The organism is Anaerotignum lactatifermentans DSM 14214 (genome assembly GCF_900142265.1).
GTDB lineage: Bacteria > Bacillota > Clostridia > Lachnospirales > Anaerotignaceae > Anaerotignum > Anaerotignum lactatifermentans.
Map to the genome: position 1 here is coordinate 14317 of NZ_FRAH01000019.1, position 20040 is coordinate 34356.

Below are 20040 nucleotides of genomic sequence, written 5' to 3' on the forward strand. Positions count from 1 at the left end.
ATTCAAACAAACTTACTCATGGTATATGATACCGCAAAGTGCCGAAAAACACAAGAGAAGCACCCTTTCCTGCCTTTGCTTTTGACTTTGAAAAAAAGCGGAAGACCCGCTCCTTGCAAACCTTCCGCCATTTGACCATTGATTATTTGTTAGACGCTTCTACCAAAAATTCGCCATATGCCACATAAGTGGTAGGAGTATCCTGACTGTACGCCTTTGTCTGTTCCAGATTAAAGAATGTCATATCCTCGCCTTTGCCTTCCAGATACTGATAAGGCACTGCCACACGGTATTTTCCGGGGGTCATGCTCTTTTCCCACTGCCAGAAAGTGAACTTTTTATTCCGTTTGCCGTCTGTGGGACCGCCTGTAAGAATGCTGTAAGTATCTGTGCTTACATAAGCTTTGGAATCAGGTTCTACTTTATTCCAGTTATGTCCATCCCATTTTTCCAGCCAAAATTCTTCGGATGCATAGAATACTGTATTTTCTTCGTTTTTCCACTGCATTTGCAGGCTCATGGTTTCCTGATCAAAGCTGCCATTGGGCTGCAGAGAAACGTTGGGCATTCTGGCAGAAGTCAGTTTCACATAATCCTTCTGACCGTCTGTGCTCCATTCCACATCCAGATTCATGGCTTCTGCCAATTCTCTTAAAGGCAGATACGCCCGATTGTTCACCACCAACGGTTTTGTTTCCAGCAGCAGTTCATGGGTACCCATCAGGGTCAGATAATTGGAATCCAATCCCAGAGAAACCTGCCATACCAAGGGCTGATTATCCGCATCCAGCACTGTTTTCATCTGTTTTTCCACCAAAGCTGTACGGGTGCTAGTATCATATGTCACGTCAGCTCCCAGTACATCCGCCATGGCACGTACGGGCAGCATCATCCGTCCATCTTCATAGACAATGTCTTCTTTCAGTACCACATTTCTTTCATCTAATTTGATAACCACATCATTCTGGGCACCAAAAGCTGTCGCATTACAGCCCAACGCCAAAAGGACCGCCGCAATTACTGTTTTTCGCATCATTCAGATTCCCTCCTTAAAAATGGGTGCAGATTCTTGTTTACAGTATATCACCAAACAAAAACAGTTTTATTAGAAATCCTTTAATTTTTTCTTACGTTTCTGCTTTTTTCCCTGTACAAAATCACAGCAAGTTTTCCCATAAAAAAATATTTTAAAAAAAGGGCGTTTTTTCTTGCAAAATCAAAAGTTTTCTGCTAGAATAACTTTGTTGTGTCACATACAAGCAATGAAGGAGGTGCAGGCAATGGCTAGATGTGAAATTTGTGAAAAAGGCCAGATCAAAGGTCATAGAATCAGCATTAACCGTAGTCAGGTTAGTAGACGTGCGAACAGAAAATGGAAACCCAATGTAAAGAAAATCAAAATCGTGGAAGATAACGGCAATGTAAAATCTATCTACGTTTGCACAAGATGCATGCGTTCCAACAAAATCACTCGTGCGATCTGATTTCAGCATAAAAAGAGCCTTCGTTTACGAAGGCTTTTTTGCGTTATACGGGTATTTCAGAGTGTTTCATAAGAAAACAAATATAGCCGGAATCCTTGAAATACAAAGGATTCCGGCTATGATTTTTTATGAGGATTGTTCAATGATGTCCAGATTCTTACAGCATAGTCTGTAATGTTTTATCATAAGCCGCCGCAATGAAAGGCACGGAAATTTTCTTTTCTCTTGCCAGTCTGACAGCATTGCCCACAATCTGCTCCAATTCATTCCGGGGTACACCATCTTTGATGTCACGATAGAGAGAAGATGTGGAATTGAGAGGCATTTCTGCAAATTCCTTAAGATAGCGTTCCTGAATATCTTCCGGCAGATGTACCCCTGCCCCTTCCGCCAAGCGGTACAGATCGTCATAAGTTCCTTTCAGGAAAGCCATCCGCTGAGAATCTTCCAGAATACCGCCGGAAGGACAATCATAATACAGGAAGGCACAGCTATTGCCGCAGATCATCATAAACTTTGCCCAGATAGGTTCCAGAATATCCGCTGTATAAATGGTAGGCAGTCCACCTGCCTGCATCATTGCTGCCAACTGTTCTGCTCTTTCGTTTTTCCGTCCGTCAGGGAAACCAAAACCTGCACGCAGCAGTGTACCCACATTGACAACTTTCCCCTTCTCTACAATTTTAGACAGGCAGTAAATGAAGCCATGGGCAATCTGACCTTTTCCCAATGCTTCCTGTGCCTGCTGGGCAGCCATAAAGCCATTCTGGAAAGGAATGACCAGTGTATCATCCCGGACGATACTTCTGTATCTGTCGCATACATCTTTCAAGGAATAGCTTTTGCATGCCAATACCAGCACATCTACGGTACCGATTTCTGCCGGATCATCGCTGACCAGCGCAGGATGGATGACCTGATCTCCCAAAACTTCAGATTCCAGAATCCAGCCTCGTTTCAGAACAATTTCCTTTGTTTCTCCTCTTGCAATCAAAACAATTTCCGCGTTTTTATCTTTCGCAACGGCACCGGCTACGGTGGCACCGACGCCGCCTGCGCCCAAAATACCAATTCTCATATGTTTCCCTTCTCTCTTTATTCACGAATCTGTCCATCACCATAAATGATATATTTTGTGGTAGTCAATTCTGTCAAACCCATAGGTCCACGTGCATGGAGTTTCTGGGTACTGATGCCGATTTCCGCACCAAAGCCAAACTGTCCGCCGTCTGTGAAACGAGTGGATGCGTTCACGTAAACTGCCGCTGCGTCCACTTCGTTGAGGAACCGCTGGGCATTTGTATAGTTTTCTGTCACAATGGCTTCGGAATGACCTGTGGAATAACGGCGGATATGGTTGATGGCTTCATCCAAATCCTTCACCACTCTTGTGGAAATGATATAATCTTCGTATTCTGTTGCCCAGTCTTCTTCTGTAGCCGCTACGGCGCCGGGCACTCTGGCACAGGTGTCTTCATCCCCACGGATTTCCACCTGTTTTTCCTGCAATGCCTTACCAATCATAGGCAGGAACGTATCTTTCAGACTTTCGTGCACCAGCAGGCTTTCGCAGGCATTGCAAACGCCGGGACGCTGTGTTTTGGCATTGATAACAATGCGCACTGCTTTTTCCAAGTCAGCGCTTTCATCCACATAAACATGGCAGTTGCCCACACCTGTCTGAATGACAGGAACGGTACTGTTCTGCACCACATTCTGAATGAGTCCTGCGCCGCCTCTGGGAATGAGCAAATCCAGATAGCCATTCAGACGCATCATTTCGTTTGCGGTTTCCCGATTGGTGTCCTGTACAATCTGCACACATGCACCGGGCAGACCTTCTTCTTCCAATGCTTTCTGGAATACAGAAACTACTTTTTTGTTGGTGCCGATGGCTTCCTTACCGCCACGGAGAATAACTGCACTGCCGGCTTTCAGGCACAGACCGAAAGCGTCTGCTGTGACATTAGGGCGGGCTTCAAAAATGATGCCAATGACGCCCATGGGCACCCGTTTCTGACCGATAATCAATCCATTATCCAATGTTTTCATGGATAAAACTTTGCCTACAGGGTCATCCAGAGATGCTACCTGCCTTAAGCCATCTGCCATTTCCTGCAATCTCTTTTCTGTCAGTGTCAAACGGTCAATGAATGCACCTTTGATGCCTGCTGCCACTGCCGCTTCCACGTCTGCTTTATTTGCTGCCAAAATCTCATCCTTTGCTGCCAGCAAAGCATCTGCCGCATGGCAAAGGGCTTTATTTTTTCTGGGTGTGGGAAGCACAGAAAGAACCACTGCCGCTTCCTTTGCCTGTTTTCCCATTTCTGTCAACATACTCATAAATATAACTGCCTCCTTAATCAAAAAAAGCCGTTTCTTTCCATTATACTTGTATCCCATGGAAAAAAACAGCTTTTTTTCGATTCTCTATGAAATTCTTTGTACAATTGTTGCCACTACAAATACAGTGAAAAATCCTCCTGCCAGCGAGCATAAGAAACAAGGGAATTTCTTTCCTGCTGTCATCGTTCGCAATATGAGAAACCAGAAGCAGCCATAAAAACAGACAACCCCCACTGCCGACACAATGGCAACAAGGAAATATGGCAAAATACCCAGCCATACCAGCAGACCATAAGCCACTGCCGCCAAAAGCAGACCTATCTGCTCTCCTGTATTTTTATAAACAGGATTCGTATTTTCTTTGGCAGGAGAAAAATTGGCAGCCAGCAAAAACAAGCCTGGCAATCCATAGCCAGCCAGTGCCCCTGTCAACACACGAAGCAGATTGTTGCTCTGCCAGAATCCCAGATAACTGCCGACACCGTCAATGGCAATGGGCAGGAAAGACAGCGCTGCCAGCACCACACCAGATGGCGAAAACGGTCGATTTCCGTCTTTTCTTCCTGCCAGCCATAAGAATATCACACCCAGTATAATACCGCCTTCAATGGCTGTACAGCGGGCACAGAGAGGACTTTGACAGTTCCCCCAGAAAAAACTGCGCTCTGCCATCTGGTGACAGACAGCAGAGCCAAAAAAGTCAAATACATTCATGATTCTCAGAAGTTATAGGTAATAGAATAAGGTACCACTGCCAGACCAGACAGACCACCGATGATGCAGCAGATCAGGCTCAGACCCAGCATAATGGCACTGATGATGGTAATCAGTTTACCAAACTTCTGATTATCTTCCACAGGGCTTTTCATCAGCGCAATACCAGCAATGAGACCTGCAATGGCACCAATGCCGCCTACCAAAATGATCAATACGATCACAATGACTTTCAGTGCAGGATGAATGCCTTCATTAACAGGCTTATATTCTGTATTGGTACCGCCGCTTGCCCATGTACCGCTGCTGGTATTTTCTGTACTTTCGAATTTCTGATAAGTGCCTTTGGCATCCTCTACCGTAAAAGAATCCACTTTTTCCGCAGGCTGCTCATCGGGCTGCGTTGTTTCGGGGCGGGTGTTTTCTTTTACACCGCAAATAGGGCAGCCCAAGCTTTCATCAATAATTTCTCTTCCGCATTTCGGGCAAAAACTCATATTTCATCTCTCCTTTTGATTCCTTTTCCAAAGCAAGTTCCTACATCTTCGCCAGCCAAAATCCGATGGATCACCGTGGGGTCTTCCCCATGGGCAATAGCCATGGCTGTCCCGGCTTTTTCACAGATTTTTGCCGCTTCCAGTTTTGTCTGCATGCCGCCTACACTGAAGGCAGAGCCTTTTCCGCTTGCCATCTTTTCGATTTCCGGCGTTACTTTTTCCACATAAGAAATCTTCTTCGCGTCTGCATGTTCTCTGGGATTTTTGTCATACAGGGCGTCAATATCTGTCAGCAATACCAGCAGATCAGCCCCCGTTACCTCCGCTACCATAGCAGAGAGGCGATCGTTATCGGAAAATTCAATTTCATATGTAGAAATGGTGTCATTGGCATTGACAATGGGAATGATACCCATTTCAAACAATGTTTCAAATGTATTATGGGTATTGGTATATCTTTCTTCCGTACCCATTTCTTCCTTTGTCAGCAAAATCTGGGCAACGGTCTGATTATACCGGTCAAAAAAGTTATGATAGATCTGCATCAGCATTGCCTGACCAACTGCTGCCGCCGCCTGTTTTTCCCGGGTAACAGTGGGACGGGAAGGCATTGACATACGCACAGCGCCTACACCAATGGCACCGCTGGTGACCAGTGCCACATCCATACCGCGATTGCGCAGGTCTGTCAGCACCCATGCCAGTTCTTCGATCCGTTTCAAATTCAATCTGCCATTGGGATAGGTAATGGTTGCAGTACCTACCTTAATGACGATTCTCTTACAGTTTTTCAGCGTTTGACGCATATGCAATAACCCCCTCCTTCACTTCCATATTGTGAGTATACACTATTTTCCTTTTGGAAAAAAGCAATTTTTCCAATCTCAATAAAATTGTAACATTGTTGAAAGAAACCATAAAAAAACAGAGAGACTTCCCTTTAGGGGGAAATCTCTCCATTTCATCAGGCAAAGCCTGTTTTTATTTCATTTTGAAATCCTGTGAAACCTGATTACTGGTTAGCCAGTCTTTTGTAGTTTTCCAGTCTTTCTTTTGCGTTCTTTTCGGACTGTTCGAACAGTTCTTCCGCTACTTCGGGGAATGTTCTCTGCAGTGCGCTGTAACGAACTTCGCTCAGCAGGAAGTCTCTGAAGCTTGCTGTGGGTTCTTTAGAATCCAGAGTGAAGGGGTTCTTGCCTTCTTCTTTCAGAGTAGGGTTGAATCTGTACATATGCCAGTAACCTGCTTCAACTGCACGTTTGATTTCGTTCTGAGCGCCGCTCATGCCGCCTTTCAGACCGTGGTTGATACAAGGAGCGTAAGCGATGATCAGGGAAGGACCATGGTAGCTTTCAGCTTCCAGCAGAGCTTTTACCAGCTGGTTCTTGTCTGCGCCCATTGCAACCTGTGCAACGTAAACGTAGCCATAGCTCATAGCCATCATACCCAGGTCTTTTTTCTTAACTCTCTTACCGGAAGCAGCGAACTGAGCAACTGCACCAGCAGGAGTAGCTTTGGAAGCCTGACCGCCTGTGTTGGAGTAAACTTCTGTATCGAATACCAGAACGTTTACATCTTCGCCGGAAGCCAGTACGTGGTCCAGACCGCCGTAACCGATATCGTAAGCCCAGCCGTCACCACCGAAGATCCACTGAGATTTTTTAACCAGCTGATCTTTGTTTTCCAGTACGTAGGAAACGATGTTCTTAGCTTCTGCATCTGTGCCAGCATAGCCTTCCAGTGCAGCTACCAGAGCGTCGGATGCTTCTCTGGATTTTTCACCATCGAACATTGTGTCAACCCAAGCATCAACAACACCTGCAACGGAAGCGTCGATTGCTTTCAGGTTTTCCAGTTTATCTTTCAGACCGTTTCTCATCTGTTTAACAGCGGAAGCCATACCCAGACCATATTCTGCGTTGTCTTCGAACAGGGAGTTAGCCCAAGCAGGACCACGGCCGTCTTTGTTTGTTGTGTAAGGCATAGAAGGTGCGGAACCACCCCAGATGGAGGAGCAGCCTGTTGCGTTTGCAACGTACATTCTATCACCAAACAGCTGTGTTACCAGTTTTGCGTAAGGTGTTTCGCCGCAGCCTGCGCATGCGCCGGAGAATTCCAGCAGAGGCTGTTCGAACTGAGAACCTTTCACGGAACCTTTGCCCATAGGGTTAGCTTTAGGAGCAACTTCGTCGATTGCGTAATCCCAGTTAGCAACTTCAGCTTCCTGTGTAGCCAGAGGTTTCATAACCAGAGCTTTGTTAGGAGCAGGGCATACTACTGCACAGCTACCGCAGCCCAGGCAGTCCAGAGCGGAAACCTGCATTCTGTATTTCAGACCAGCAAATGCAGCGCCGCCTTTAGCGTCTACTGCTTTGAATGCAGCAGGAGCTTTTGCAGCTTCTTCTTCTGTCAGCAGTACGGGACGGATTGCTGCGTGAGGACATACATAAGAGCACTGGTTACACTGGATACAGTTTTCAGCGTTCCATTCGGGTACGTCAACAGCAACACCACGTTTTTCGTAAGCAGCTGTACCGCAAGGGAATGTACCGTCTTCTCTACCGGAGAATGCGGATACGGGCAGTTTGTCGCCTTCCTGTGCGTTCATAGGAGCTACAACTTTATCAACGAATTCTGTGGATTTTCTAGCAGCTGCAACTTCTGCATCTTCTGCAGTTGCCCAGGAAGCAGGGATTTCAACTTTCACTGCACCGTCTACACCACGATCAACAGCAGCGTAGTTCATGTTCAGGATTGTGTCACCTTTCTTACCATAGGATTTTGTGATAGCAGCTTTCATGTATTCTACAGCCTGGTCAATGGGGATGATGTTTGCCAGTTTGAAGAATGCAGCCTGCAGTACAGTGTTGATTCTGTTGCCCAGACCGATTTCTTTCGCGATTTCTGTACCATTGATGATGTAGAAGTTTGCTTTCTTAGCAGCCAGCTGTCTTTTCAGTTTCGCGGGCAGGTGCTGTTCCAGTTCTTCTACTGTCCAGGTTGTGTTCAGCAGGAATGTACCGCCTTCGTTCAGTTCTGTAACCATGTCGTACAGGTGAACGTATTCCTGTTTATGACAAGCAACGAAGTCTGCTGTCTTAACCAGGTATGTGGAGCGGATAGGTTTGTGACCGAAACGCAGGTGGCTCTGTGTGATACCGCCGGACTTTTTGGAGTCGTAGCTGAAGTAAGCCTGTGCGTACATGTCTGTGTGGTCACCGATGATTTTGATGGAGTTTTTGTTAGCACCAACAGTACCGTCAGCGCCCAGACCCCAGAATTTGCAGCTGATTGTGCCGTCATCACCTGTAACGTTAACTTCTTCGCCAACTTCCAGAGAGTGGTTGGTTACGTCGTCCACGATACCGATTGTGAAGTGGTTTTTGGGTTTGTCCAGAGACAGGTTAGCATATACAGCGATGAACTGTGCAGGTGTAACGTCTTTGGAACCCAGACCATAACGGCCGCCAACAACAACAGGAGCGTTTTCTACTTCGAACATTGCTGTGCAAACGTCCATGTACAGAGGTTCGCCCTGTGCGCCGGGTTCTTTTGTTCTATCCAGAACAGCGATTTTCTTAACTGTTTTAGGGATAGCTTCCAGCAGTTTTTCAGCTACGAAAGGTCTGAACAGGTGAACTTTAACCAGACCAACTTTTTCGCCTTTAGCTGCCAGGTAGTCGATTGTTTCTTCAATAGCTTCACAAGCGGAGCCCATAGCGATGATGATTCTTTCAGCATCGGGAGCACCATAGTAGTTGAACAGTTTGTAATCTCTGCCTGTGATTCTGTTGATTTCACCCATGTATTCTTCTACTACTGCAGGCAGAGCATCATAGAATTTGTTTGCTGCTTCACGAGCCTGGAAGTAGATGTCAGGGTTCTGAGCTGTACCTCTGATAACGGGATGTTCAGGGTTCAGCGCGTTTCTCTTGAATGCGTTAACTGCATCCATGTCGATGATTTTAGCCAGTTCATCATAGTCGATGCATTCGATTTTCTGGATTTCGTGAGATGTACGGAAACCATCAAAGAAATGCAGGAAAGGAACACGGCCTTTGATTGCGGACAGATGTGCTACGCAAGCCAGATCCATAACTTCCTGTACGCTGTTGGAAACCAGCAGAGCGAAACCTGTCTGACGACAAGCCATAACGTCGGAGTGGTCACCAAAGATAGACAGAGCGTGAGCTGCCAGCGCACGAGCTGTTACATGGAATACTGCGGGAAGCAGTTCGCCGGAGATTTTGTACATGTTGGGGATCATCAGCAGCAGACCCTGAGATGCTGTATAAGTTGTTGTCAGAGCGCCAGCTGCCAGGGAACCGTGTACAGTACCGGAAGCACCTGCTTCAGACTGCATTTCTACTACTTTAACAGTCTGACCGAAAAGGTTTTTCTTGCCATTTGCTGCCCAATCGTCTGTTTTTTCAGCCATTGGGGAGGAAGGTGTGATGGGGAAAATACCAGCTACTTCTGTAAACGCATAGGAAGCGTATGCAGCAGCTTCGTTACCGTCCATCGTTTTCATTACTTTAGACATTTTTTTCTCCTCCTTATTTTGTAAATCTTCTGTATTTTACAAAACTTTGCTTTCGGGAAACCCCTAGGTCTGCACGGAAAACCGTGCATGCCGTGCTGCCTGCCCGGAAAGAGTATATTTATGACAAAAACCTTGTCATACAACAACTCTCTTTTGCCTGACCGCAGCACTGCTTCAAGTTCCTGTTTATTATACAATCAAATTCTTATGATTTCAACCGCAAAATGGAAATAAAACCGTTATGTTTCTAACAAAAGACCCTTTGTGCGAATTGACGGTGCCTATCATGTATAAAAAAATATTTTTATGCAATTTATATTCCTTTTCACGATGTATCTGCAAAAATACCGCGCTTATATGTCAGACAAACGTCTTTTTCTTGGCAATATTTTGTACTGAAATTCATACACAATTACCAAGATTGATACGAAAATATCAAAGACGCAAAAAATATATTGTATACACAAAAACACCCCTATGATAGTTTCATAGAGGTGTTTTGAAACATCTATTTATGCAATTAAAAACTTGTATTTATCCTTCCAAACACTCTGTGTCATTTCCGCAGGTACGGAAACTGCCTGATATGTGCCGTTTTCTTCATCATTGGACAGCAAAATCCATTCTTTGTCCGCAGAAATATAGTAATTTTCAGGATCTACATCTTCTGCATAGACATGAAGCTCTGTTTCGATATCACGGCTGGCTGTCAAATCCAAAATATTGACATACTTCTGTCCCTGCAGGTCAACGTTGACACCCTGACTAGACAGTTTGCCGTCTACATCCACTTCCCAATAGAAGGAAAGGAATTCTGCACCGATATATCCCTTCACAAAACCAAGACGTACATGATCGGGTTTGGGCATATCCGCAGTTTCTTCTGCCGCTTCTGCCTGTTCGGCATTTGCCTCTGTTTCTGTATTGGCTTCTGCTTCCGCTGCTGTTCCTTCTTCAGCCTGTGCTTCCGCTTGTTCTTCTCCAGACTGTTCCACCGCTTCAGCTTCTTCTGCCGCTTCTTCTGCTTCTTCCGCAGGAACTACGTTGGGGAAGGATGCCAGCTGTTCCAATGCAAAGGATTCAAAGGCATCATTCAGACTTTTTTCATAACTGATATCATTCAAACCAACTACAACAGGAATTTCTGCAGAGTAATTCCGCTCTCCGTCTACGCCTTCCAGCATACGTCCTGCAATAACCGGTTTGGTATTATCGCCTGTTTTGATGGTTACCAGCTGCTGGCTGCTGTCCCAGATGACTTCTGTAGCAAAATACTCAGAAAACACATCAGAAGATACATACAGACTGCCGTTGATGGCTTCCACTTCCCGATCCAACGTGATTTCATAACCGTTCAGCTCCGCATCTCTGCTGCCGCGGTTCAAAAGCAGTTTCTTACCATAAAAAGAAATCTCTGTTGCTTTTTTCTCACGATCCCAGGAAACACTGCCGCCCAGACCTTCCACCACGTTTCTGACAGGCAGAAGCAGCACTTCATCATCATCGTAATAAATCGGCATATTTTCCATATCCGCCAATGTTGTGGTATCACCTGCCTGCGGCGGCTGAGGCTTCTGATCAGCGACCTCCATTTCCACTTCCTGCTGTCTTGTCAGGTACATAGAAAGGGACAGTGCTCCACCCACCAGGGCTGCCGCTGCCACAACAATGACCGTTAATTTTTTCCATCCCATATTTTTCCCTCTTTCTTTGGGTTTTTCCCGAGCATCATACCACAATGACGAGGAAAAATCAACAAAACCACCGAAAAATTAGTATAATTGACAGATTTTTAAGATTTTCCAATCAGACAAAGAAAAACCCACATGACTTGTTCATGTAGGCTTTCTTCCTATTCTTATGCAGAAATTTCTACAGCCAGATTTCTGCGAAGGAATACACGATTGAACCAGTTCGGTTCTTCCCCATCGGAAAGAACGATATCATCTGTCTGGGCATTCCAGGAAATGTCTGTTTCTGTTGCCCCAGCCAAATCTCTCAGCTTGTAATATGTTTTGCCTTCGTAAATACAATAGGAAATTTCTGTTGTTTTTCCTTCATATGTAATCTGTGTTGTTCCCATAGCATGAATCGTATCTGCAGGCTGTACAGGCTGAGAAAGCGTTTTGCCCAACTGCGCAAACACTTTGCCGGCATCTTCTGCTGTCAGATAATAAGTACCGCCGCCATAAAAAGCGTCCACAGCAAAACTGCTTCTGGCACTTTTGACATTGATGCTTTCCATCCTGGCATGGTCTGGCAGCACTTTATGCCAGGGGTTTGCCAGATCAGGGTCTGTAGGGTCCCAGCCTCTCAGCTTTGTATCATAGATATTCAACTTCTGAGGCTGTTCCGGCTGGATGGGCAAAGGATTGTTATTCTTTACCATTCTTACGGTAGTACCCGCGGGACAATTATCATAAATCCATTTTGCATTTTCCACTGTCAGACGCACACAACCCATGGATGCAGATGTACCCAGTTTGTTGTACTCCAAGTATTCCAGAGAGCCTTTATCGTACATGGTATAATAAGGTACAGAATGAAACAGGATACTGCCAGTGATACGTGTGGCATACTGTCCGTAAACATTGCCGAACAGCGCACGCCATACATATTTATCTGTTGTACGGAATGTGCCTGTGGGTGTGGCAGGACCTATGGAGCAGACAAAGGCTCTGTCAGGCACGGTATAGTTCCCTGCGGCATCCTTTTTATAAACAGTGACCACATTCTGTGTCAGATTGACTTCTACCTCATACGGATATTCTGCTGCCTGCGCCATCTGCGGTACGCCCATAAACAGAAAAAGCGCCATAAACAGCAATGATAATTTCTTTCTCATGTAAATCCCCCTTTTTTCGCATGAAATTATCCAAAAAAACGCTGAAGAACAGCGACTTCCACTTAAGAAAACATTGTTTTTTTATTTGATTGATTTCTTAAGGGGAAGTGCGACGGCTATCTTCATAAGAAAACATACGAAATAAAATCTAAGTTAGAATCAGAAAGCCGAAATCCGCAGTATCATCAGGATTTCGGCTTTCTTTGTTTGCTTATGATGATGCCCCTAATCTTCTGCGCAGCTTTTTTGGAACATCCCTTTGCCGCTTCATACAGCAAAGCTTGTTTTGTTCTTAGAATGGAGATGAGGGGAGTCGAACCCCTGTCCGAAAACCCATCTGTAAGAACTTCTCCCATCACAGTCAGTCTTTTAGAATTCCCTCAGACCATCGCCGAATGACAGGCTATGTTCCTCGGTAGCTTCATGAGTCTTTTTCCGCCGCAAAGCTTAAGCGAAAAAGTGCCCCGCCAAGTCGATGCCAAGCTCCCCGGCGGCAGGAATCCGGGGGTTGACAGCTGCCGCAATTAGGCAGCGTATGCTAATTTATTGTTGTCGTTTCTTTTTAGAAAAGTTTCCGGCTTGATGACGCAGTTCACCGGGCTGCGGATGGCTATCCCTACTTTCAAGACTCCCGTCGAAACCATTACATCCCCGTGTGTCTTATAAAGTAAGATTACGAATCTTAAACTCTTTTTCCGCCTGACGACGCATGTCGTTTTTGGCAATGGTCTCACGCTTGTCATAGAGTTTTTTACCCTTTGCCAGCGCGATATCCACTTTCACCAGACTGCGGTCGAAGTAGACCTTCAAAGGCACCACCGTATATCCGGCAGCCTGTACCTGTGCGGCAATCTTGCGGATTTCGTTTTTGTGCAGCAGCAAACGTCTGGTACGCAGAGGGTCTTTGTTGAAGATATTCCCCTGTTCGTAAGGACTGATATGCATGTTCATAATGAAAGCCTGCCCGTTTTCGATGCGGATAAAGCTTTCCTTCAGACTGCATTTGCCTGCCCGCAGACTTTTCACTTCTGTGCCAACGAGAGAAATGCCTGCCTGATACACGTCTTCGATGAAATAATCATGATATGCTTTTTTATTCTGTGCGATCAGCTTCGTGCCGTTTCCCTTTGCCATTGGCTCACTTCCGTTCTGTCTGCTTTGTGCGTTTTCTTCTGCATGATAGATTATATCACAGATTCCAGAAAAATCAAATGACGTTTCTGTTACAAATTTCAAAAGAAATATGACAGCTTTCGCATATTTCAAACAACTGTTTCTTCCATTATATTCTACCAGAGAAATACCTTCCATACAGGAAAAATCTCCGGCAAAAGCTGAAATCATCGATTCCAGCTTTTGACAGATAATCATTTAAAATTCAAAGGCTTCTTCTGCAAATACAAAATCAATGGTTCCCAATTCCTTGGATACCTTTGCCACAGTCACCTGCACGGCATCTCCAAGACGATAAATCTTGCCGCCTCTCTTGCCGACCACCTGCATGTTTCTGTCATCAAATTCATAGTAATCATCATCCAGCTGGTTCAAAGCAACCATGCCTTCTACAGTATTTGCCAGTTCCACATAAATGCCCCAGTTGGTGACGCCAGAGATGATGCCTTCATAAGTTTCACCAATTTTATCCAGCATAAATTCCACTTTCTTCAGTGCATCTGTATCTCGTTCGGCATCTTCTGCCACACGTTCCCGCTTGGAGCAGTGCTGGGCAATGTCCGGCATTTTCTTCCGATAGGACTGTTCCCGTTTGCCGCTCATTTCTCCAGCCAGTGTGAGTTTGATGAGGCGGTGAATTTCCAAGTCAGGATAACGACGGATAGGTGATGTGAAATGGCAGTAGTATTTTGCCGCCAGACCAAAATGTCCCTGATTATCCGCTGTGTATCTTGCCTGCATCATGCTGCGCAGCACCATACGGGTGATGATGCGTTCTTCCGGCTTGCCTTCCGCTTCTGCCAGTACTCGCTGGATTTCTCTGGGATGGATTTCCCCATCTTTTTTCTTCACACGATAGCCAAACCCACGGATGAACTGTTCCATTTTTTCCGTTTTTTCCTCATCCGGTTCCTGATGGGAACGGAACACAAAGGGGATTTCCTGCCAGAAGAAGTTTTCCGCAACGGTTTCGTTGCAGACCAACATAAATTCCTCAATGAGGTTTGTGGCAATATTCCGGTCATAAGGCTTGATGTCAATGGGTTTGCCCTGCTCGTCCAGAATGATCTTGGATTCGGGCAAATCAAAGTTCACAGAGCCGCGTTTTTTCCGTTTTGCCACAAGAATTTCTCTCAGTTCGTTCATTTCTTCCAGCATGGGAACGATTTCTGCATATTTTTCCAAAAGCTCCGGTGTCTTGTCCTCCAGAATTTCCCTTACGGCTGTATATGTCATGCGGTAGTCAGAATAAATCACAGAATTGACTACCCGATGGTTCACCACATACCCTCTGTGGTCGATTTCCATGATGCAGCTCAGTGCAAGACGATCTTCGTGGGGATTCAGGGAACAAATGCCGTTGCTCAGCTTATGGGGCAGCATGGGAATCACCCGATCTACCAGATACACACTGGTACCTCTTTCGTAAGCTTCCTTATCCAGAGCGGTATTCTCCTGCACATAATGGGAAACGTCCGCAATATGCACGCCCAGTTCATAATTGCTATTATCCAGTTTTGTCAGGGAAACAGCGTCGTCCAAGTCTTTGGAATCTTCCCCATCAATGGTGATGGTCAGCACATTTCGCAGATCTTCTCTGCCCATCATCTCTTTTTCATTGATTTCCAGTTCCACATTTTCGATTTCCTGATACACTTCCTCAGGGAATTCCACAGGCAGTTCATATCTGCGAATCACAGAAAGGATATCCACACCGGGATCGTTGATATGTCCCAGAATCTCAATGATCTTTCCTTCCGGATTCCGTCTGTCCTCGCCATAGTCTGTGATTTCTACTACTACTTTATGCCCAGTCACAGCACCCATGCTGTTTTCTCTGGAAATGAAAATATCTTTTGCAACTTTCTTGTCATCTGCTGTAACAAAACCGAATCCTTTCACCTGCTCATACAGCCCCACCAGACGGGTCATACCTCTTTCCAGCACACGGATAATAGTGCCTTCCGCTTTTCTGCCGCTACCGCCGCCACCGGTCACTTTATACAAGACGCGGTCTTTCTGCATAGCACCGTTGGTTTCTGATGCGGGAATGAAAATATCTGCGCCGCCTTCATCCGGTGTTACAAAGCCAAAGCCTTTTGCATGGCTGATGAATGTTCCCGTTGCCATCTGCAATGTTTCCGGCACAGCCAGCTTTCCTCTTTTTGTTTCAAATATTTTTCCTTCATCAATGAGTTCCGCGATGATTTGTTCAAAATATGTCCGATCTTCTTCCGGCACACCCAACAGCACACGCATGTCTTTCCGCTTCATGGGCACATATGCCGGACTTTTCATACATTCCAGAATGCGTTCTTTTCTTTCCTGTAATTGTTCTTTCTCCATAGTTCCTCCTTTTCTCCTTTCTTTCTACAAAAAAAGGGACGCATTTCTGCATCCCTCATTCGTTCTTATCCAATCAGATTGATTACCAGTGCCAGAATCATGAACAGAGCGCCGCCGATTTTTGTATATCTTTCCAAAGCGCCTTCCATAGAACTGCCTTTATTTTTGCTCCAGTATGTGTCGCCGCTGCCGCCGCCGCCAATTGCGCCCAGACCAGCAGAACGTTTGGACTGTAACAGAATGATTACACACAGTAATACAGATAAAATAACCAATACCACTGATAATACTAAACTAAGTGTTGCCATGTGTCAAAACCTCCCAATATTATTTGTAATGGTCATAAAAAACCATTCTCATTTTCAAACAGTAAAGGTATTGTATCATACTCACGCTCTGCCTGCAAGTCTTTTTCCAAAAAAGTCAGGCTTTCTAAGGCATTTTAAGAAAAATATCATTTTTCCGACAAACAAAAAACGGAAAAGATTTTTCTCCAATCCTTTCCGTTTCTTTCCGAAAAACAAACCCATGTATTTTGCTTATGCACGAACATACTCCGACAGATCTGCAAAAGGAATCTCGCCATAAGTCCAGCCGCTTTCTTTCAATTGTCCATGTGTCAGCGCGCCCACTTTTCCGTGGGTATTGGTATTGAGCAGCACCTCAAATACCAAATTGGCTGGAATCAGTGTTTTCCAATAAGATAAAATCTGTTCCTTTTTTTCCTTTTCTTTCAGTTCCAGTACAATGGTCAACCGATAAGCCCCATAATCCAGCTTTGCCTGATAATTTCCTGCACCACAAAACGTATCCAGCCATTCCTGCATCATGAAAAATGTATATGGTCTTCTGCTGTTCCAGTAGGAAAGCACCCTTTCCCGCAAAATTTCTGTATCTTCCGTTTCTGCAACAGATAAGCCCATCATGGCTGCCCTGCGCAAAAGCCCTTTTCGTGTGGCTGTCAAAATCCATTGATCCTGTTCCATCTCCTGCTTTGCCTTGCTTTCTTCTTCCAGAACTTCTCCTTCGATTTCTCCTAACTTCTGAAATTCCACATATTCTGCCACAAAGTCAGGCAAATACTGCAAATATCTCTGTGCTGTCATACCACCACCTCAAATTCTCCCAAAACAGGAATTTCATCCGCCTCCATCTGCAAATTGCTCCCCTGTCCATTGATGGTGCAGTTCTGCACATCAAGCACCCCTGTTGCCGCAAGAGCTGCCGATTCCAGATAGCTGATTCTTGCAATCAGATACTCAGATTCCGCCCATGCTTTCCGCAGTTCCAGCAGATATGCTTCGATTCTTTCCTGTATCTCCCGCTTGCCGCTTTCCGTATCCGCATCTGCCTGCCAAGTAATCTCCATGGAAACATTGCATTTCACCTCTGTCACACCCGCCACTGTTACACGGTGTCCGATGGGCGCCATGCCATATCCTTCTCCCCGCTTCTCCGGGTCGATTTCTTTCTGCAAAGCCTCCAGTTCCATTTCCGTAGGTGCTTTCCATCCTTGGTCGATAATCACCAATTTTACCGTGCCGCCGCCCTGCCATACAGGATAGACTTTCACGCCGCCCACATTCTGCAAAGCCCCAACTTTCAGCTTGTAGTCCGCAACATTTCCCCCAAATGCGTCAGCTGAAAAACTGTCCATATACCGTTTTCGCAGCATATCGTCACTTTCTGCATCTTCGCCGTCTGTTCGCAGCTCTGTCAGCTTTGCCTCTGCCAGCCCTTCCAGATGGTTCACCGGCAGCAGTGTCCCCAGATAACTGTTGCCATCCTCTCCGGCTGTTTCGCATTCCAGCACCACTCTGCCGTTTTCTTCCATAAGCACCTGATAGTAATAGGGCTCCAGATAAAACCGTTCTCCCTGTTTCAGAGGATAAGCTTCTCCTTCTGCATCCACAAAGCTTCCGTAAAAAGTCGCCTTTGTTGCTTCTTTGCGAATCACACCACGTTCCGCACATCGTCTGGTCAGATCATCTCCCGTTGCCGTATCCGCAAAAGTTCTGTCTTCCAGCATGGTCAAATCCGCATAAAAAGCCGCTGTTTCTGCCGCATTCGGTCCCATGGCATCAAAGATCAGACTCCCCTGCCTCCTATCCCTTTTGTCCTGGGTCATTGCCAACTTTCTTTCCATCAATTCTTCATAGCTTTCGTACATTCAGATTTCCACCGTCCTTTCTGCCTCCAAATCCCCCCATATGGTCTGTACCCGAAAAGCCGCCGTTACACTGCCCTTCTCTGTTTCAAAAGAAAAATCTGTTACCGCTTCGATGCGGTCGTCGGCGAGGAGAGCCTCCGTGATTCTTCTTTGCAGCTCTGGAATCACAAAACTGACTGCTTTTCCAAAAAGGTCTTCCAGTTCCACACCATAATTCCAGTCATAAATGACATATTTGTACCGTTCCGTCTGCAATATCTTGTAAACAGCCTGCTTCACCGCGTCCATGCCGTCCAAAGCCCCGCGGATTTCCTTTTTTTCTTCTGCCATATGGTATGTCATGGAAGGCATATGCTCTGATGTATCCAGTATCAATATTTCCGTTCCTGTAGGAATCATTGACCTCCTCCTTTCACCCTATCCAGCACAATATACTGCTGTCCGCCCGCTGCCTTTGCCAGCAGCACTTTTTCTCCTGCCTGCAAAGCCTTGCCCCGAATCATGCGATAAAAAGACCATCGGTCTCCTTCCGTATCTGTCCATGTGCGAATCTGCCCCAACTCCTCATGTTCCGTCACATCGCGGCTCAAAAGCAAAAACCTTTCTGCCAGCAAAGGACCATTTTCAATCTGAATGGAAAGGGGTGCCGCCGCCACAACGGTTCCCGTACAGAAATCCGCCAGACTGCCTCTGTCCACTGCCTCCAAAGCAATTTCCTTCAATAACTCGATCATTTCTCAACCCCCTCTTGCCTTTCTCACGCCAGAAAGATGGGCTTCCCGTAGTTTTGTCGTCAACGCCTCCATGACCTGATTCACATCAGCACTTTCTCGTACCTGCCCAATGGAAATAGAAATCTGCTGCGTTCCTTCAGAAGTATTTTCTTTTTTCTGCCATTGCCGCAGCAGCCGCAGGATTTCTCCTTCTGTACCATCTGCCGCAAAAATTGGCGAAAGCAAGGTTTCTCCCATTTTCTCCATCCCTGTTCCAGCCATTTCTTCCGGCATTTTCATAGGTCTTTCTGTCTGTGCCATCCAAAAACTTTCTTCTGCTTTCCCCAACCTACTTTCCTGTATTCTCTTTTCAATGACTTCCATATTGGCAGCAATCTTCTTTTTTCTTTCCTCTATAAAAGAAATGTTTTCCCCTGCATTTTGTCCTTTTTCCAAAATACTCATCAAATTTTTTTGAGAAACAGCCTTCTCCAAAGAATCTACTGCCATTTTTCCATTTTCTGCCGAAAACTCTCTTCTAGGCAAAAACTTAATGATTTCTTTCATTACTTCATCATGTTTCGTTTCTTTTTTCTGAAAAGTACCAGCCTCCTCCGGCATCTTCAACCCCTTTTCCTCTGCTTCGTTCCAGACATCCATCCACATTTTCAGAAAAGATACTATTTCCATAACCTTACCCCCTTTCCGCCTCCTGCATTTTTTCTATTTCCAGATCAATAACTGCGCAGTAAAACATCCGCTCTGCCAAATCCATCTGCACCCATTCCTTGGGACGCACCCCATATTTTCGGAGGGCATAACTGGCATAATCTGCCTCGTCAATGCCCTCCCTTATCAGTTTTTTGCCGTTTCTCTCCGTTCTGCCTTTCGCTTCTGAAATCCGTTCAGTGCCATAACTGCCTTTTGCAGCCGCAGATATTCTGCTGGTGTCAGCATTTTTTGCAGTACCTCCGCACCGCTTTTTGCCCCATAACTTTCCCATAACTTTCTGTCCTGCAAGTCAGGGAAAACCACTGCCGCCGCACAGAGATTTTCTTCTGTTTCTCTCTCCATTTTTCGCAGTTCCGCTTCTCTTACCGCCCGAATTTCCCAAAGCAGCTCCCCATCTCCAAATCTGTCAGACACCATGATTTTCTCATTGGGCGGCAGATAGCAATTCTCCTGAAAAAAACATTCCAGCTCTCTCAT

Annotated in this window: 19 protein-coding genes and 1 other RNA gene; 1 reads left to right on the forward strand and 19 read right to left on the reverse strand. The window is 45.7% G+C overall.

Annotation, left to right across the window (positions count from 1 at the left end; translation table 11 throughout):
• Positions 1-142: 142 nt before the first annotated feature.
• The gene (locus tag BUB35_RS06755) at positions 143-1036 is read right to left on the reverse strand and encodes a copper amine oxidase N-terminal domain-containing protein (protein WP_072850326.1); all 894 of its coding nucleotides are present in this window, start codon (positions 1034-1036) and stop codon (positions 143-145) included.
• A 244-nt stretch (positions 1037-1280) separates the two neighbouring features.
• On the opposite strand from BUB35_RS06755, the gene rpmB reads away from it, so the two are divergent.
• Positions 1281-1484, forward strand: coding sequence for a 50S ribosomal protein L28 (gene rpmB / locus BUB35_RS06760; protein ID WP_022254343.1), 204 nt, complete (start codon positions 1281-1283; stop codon positions 1482-1484).
• A 157-nt stretch (positions 1485-1641) separates the two neighbouring features.
• Here rpmB and BUB35_RS06765 read toward each other — a convergent pair whose 3' ends face one another.
• The 18 genes from BUB35_RS06765 to BUB35_RS06850 form a co-directional block, all read right to left on the reverse strand.
• Entirely contained in the window at positions 1642-2562 is a 921-nt protein-coding gene (locus BUB35_RS06765) for a ketopantoate reductase family protein (RefSeq protein ID WP_072850328.1), read from the reverse strand.
• A 17-nt stretch (positions 2563-2579) separates the two neighbouring features.
• Positions 2580-3821: a glutamate-5-semialdehyde dehydrogenase gene (locus tag BUB35_RS06770; RefSeq protein ID WP_072850391.1), complete on the reverse strand. Its 1242-nt coding sequence runs from the start codon at positions 3819-3821 to the stop codon at positions 2580-2582.
• 93 nt (positions 3822-3914) lie between these two features.
• Positions 3915-4544 (reverse strand): DUF2085 domain-containing protein, encoded by a 630-nt coding sequence (locus BUB35_RS06775; RefSeq protein ID WP_072850330.1) that lies wholly within the window; start codon positions 4542-4544, stop codon positions 3915-3917.
• A 5-nt stretch (positions 4545-4549) separates the two neighbouring features.
• On the reverse strand, positions 4550-5041 hold the full coding sequence (locus BUB35_RS06780; protein ID WP_072850332.1) for a hypothetical protein: 492 nt from the start codon (positions 5039-5041) through the stop codon (positions 4550-4552).
• Positions 5038-5847: a glutamate 5-kinase gene (gene proB, locus BUB35_RS06785; RefSeq protein WP_072850334.1), complete on the reverse strand. Its 810-nt coding sequence runs from the start codon at positions 5845-5847 to the stop codon at positions 5038-5040. Before proB ends, BUB35_RS06780 begins: the two co-directional genes overlap by 4 nt.
• Positions 5848-6053: 206 nt before the next feature.
• Positions 6054-9584 carry a pyruvate:ferredoxin (flavodoxin) oxidoreductase gene (nifJ, locus tag BUB35_RS06790; protein WP_072850336.1) on the reverse strand — a complete coding sequence of 1177 codons (3531 nt, stop codon included), beginning with the start codon at positions 9582-9584 and terminating at the stop codon, positions 6054-6056.
• A gap of 512 nt (positions 9585-10096) precedes the next feature.
• A complete protein-coding gene (locus tag BUB35_RS06795; protein ID WP_072850338.1) occupies positions 10097-11278 on the reverse strand; it encodes a copper amine oxidase N-terminal domain-containing protein in 1182 nt (393 codons plus the stop codon).
• A 164-nt stretch (positions 11279-11442) separates the two neighbouring features.
• Positions 11443-12429, reverse strand: coding sequence for a L,D-transpeptidase (locus BUB35_RS06800; protein ID WP_072850340.1), 987 nt, complete (start codon positions 12427-12429; stop codon positions 11443-11445).
• Positions 12430-12724: 295 nt separating this feature from the next.
• Positions 12725-13082: a transfer-messenger RNA gene (gene ssrA / locus BUB35_RS06805) on the reverse strand.
• Positions 13083-13089: 7 nt separating this feature from the next.
• The gene (smpB, locus tag BUB35_RS06810) at positions 13090-13563 is read right to left on the reverse strand and encodes an SsrA-binding protein SmpB (RefSeq protein ID WP_022254334.1); all 474 of its coding nucleotides are present in this window, start codon (positions 13561-13563) and stop codon (positions 13090-13092) included.
• Between the two features lie 237 nt (positions 13564-13800).
• Positions 13801-15948, reverse strand: coding sequence for a ribonuclease R (gene rnr, locus BUB35_RS06815; RefSeq protein ID WP_072850342.1), 2148 nt, complete (start codon positions 15946-15948; stop codon positions 13801-13803).
• Between the two features lie 65 nt (positions 15949-16013).
• Positions 16014-16256: a preprotein translocase subunit SecG gene (secG, locus tag BUB35_RS06820; RefSeq protein WP_072850344.1), complete on the reverse strand. Its 243-nt coding sequence runs from the start codon at positions 16254-16256 to the stop codon at positions 16014-16016.
• Positions 16257-16487: 231 nt separating this feature from the next.
• Positions 16488-17054: a putative phage tail protein gene (locus tag BUB35_RS06825; protein WP_072850346.1), complete on the reverse strand. Its 567-nt coding sequence runs from the start codon at positions 17052-17054 to the stop codon at positions 16488-16490.
• Positions 17051-18118 (reverse strand): baseplate J/gp47 family protein, encoded by a 1068-nt coding sequence (locus BUB35_RS06830; protein WP_072850348.1) that lies wholly within the window; start codon positions 18116-18118, stop codon positions 17051-17053. The genes BUB35_RS06825 and BUB35_RS06830 overlap by 4 nt, the downstream gene beginning before the upstream one ends.
• A complete protein-coding gene (locus BUB35_RS06835; protein WP_072850350.1) occupies positions 18119-18517 on the reverse strand; it encodes a DUF2634 domain-containing protein in 399 nt (132 codons plus the stop codon). It abuts the gene before it with no gap.
• The gene (locus BUB35_RS06840; protein ID WP_072850351.1) at positions 18514-18852 is read right to left on the reverse strand and encodes a DUF2577 domain-containing protein; all 339 of its coding nucleotides are present in this window, start codon (positions 18850-18852) and stop codon (positions 18514-18516) included. Before BUB35_RS06840 ends, BUB35_RS06835 begins: the two co-directional genes overlap by 4 nt.
• A 3-nt stretch (positions 18853-18855) precedes the next feature.
• Positions 18856-19521 carry a hypothetical protein gene (locus tag BUB35_RS06845; protein ID WP_072850353.1) on the reverse strand — a complete coding sequence of 222 codons (666 nt, stop codon included), beginning with the start codon at positions 19519-19521 and terminating at the stop codon, positions 18856-18858.
• A gap of 165 nt (positions 19522-19686) precedes the next feature.
• Positions 19687-20040 carry a phage tail assembly chaperone gene (locus tag BUB35_RS06850; RefSeq protein WP_072850355.1) on the reverse strand — a complete coding sequence of 118 codons (354 nt, stop codon included), beginning with the start codon at positions 20038-20040 and terminating at the stop codon, positions 19687-19689.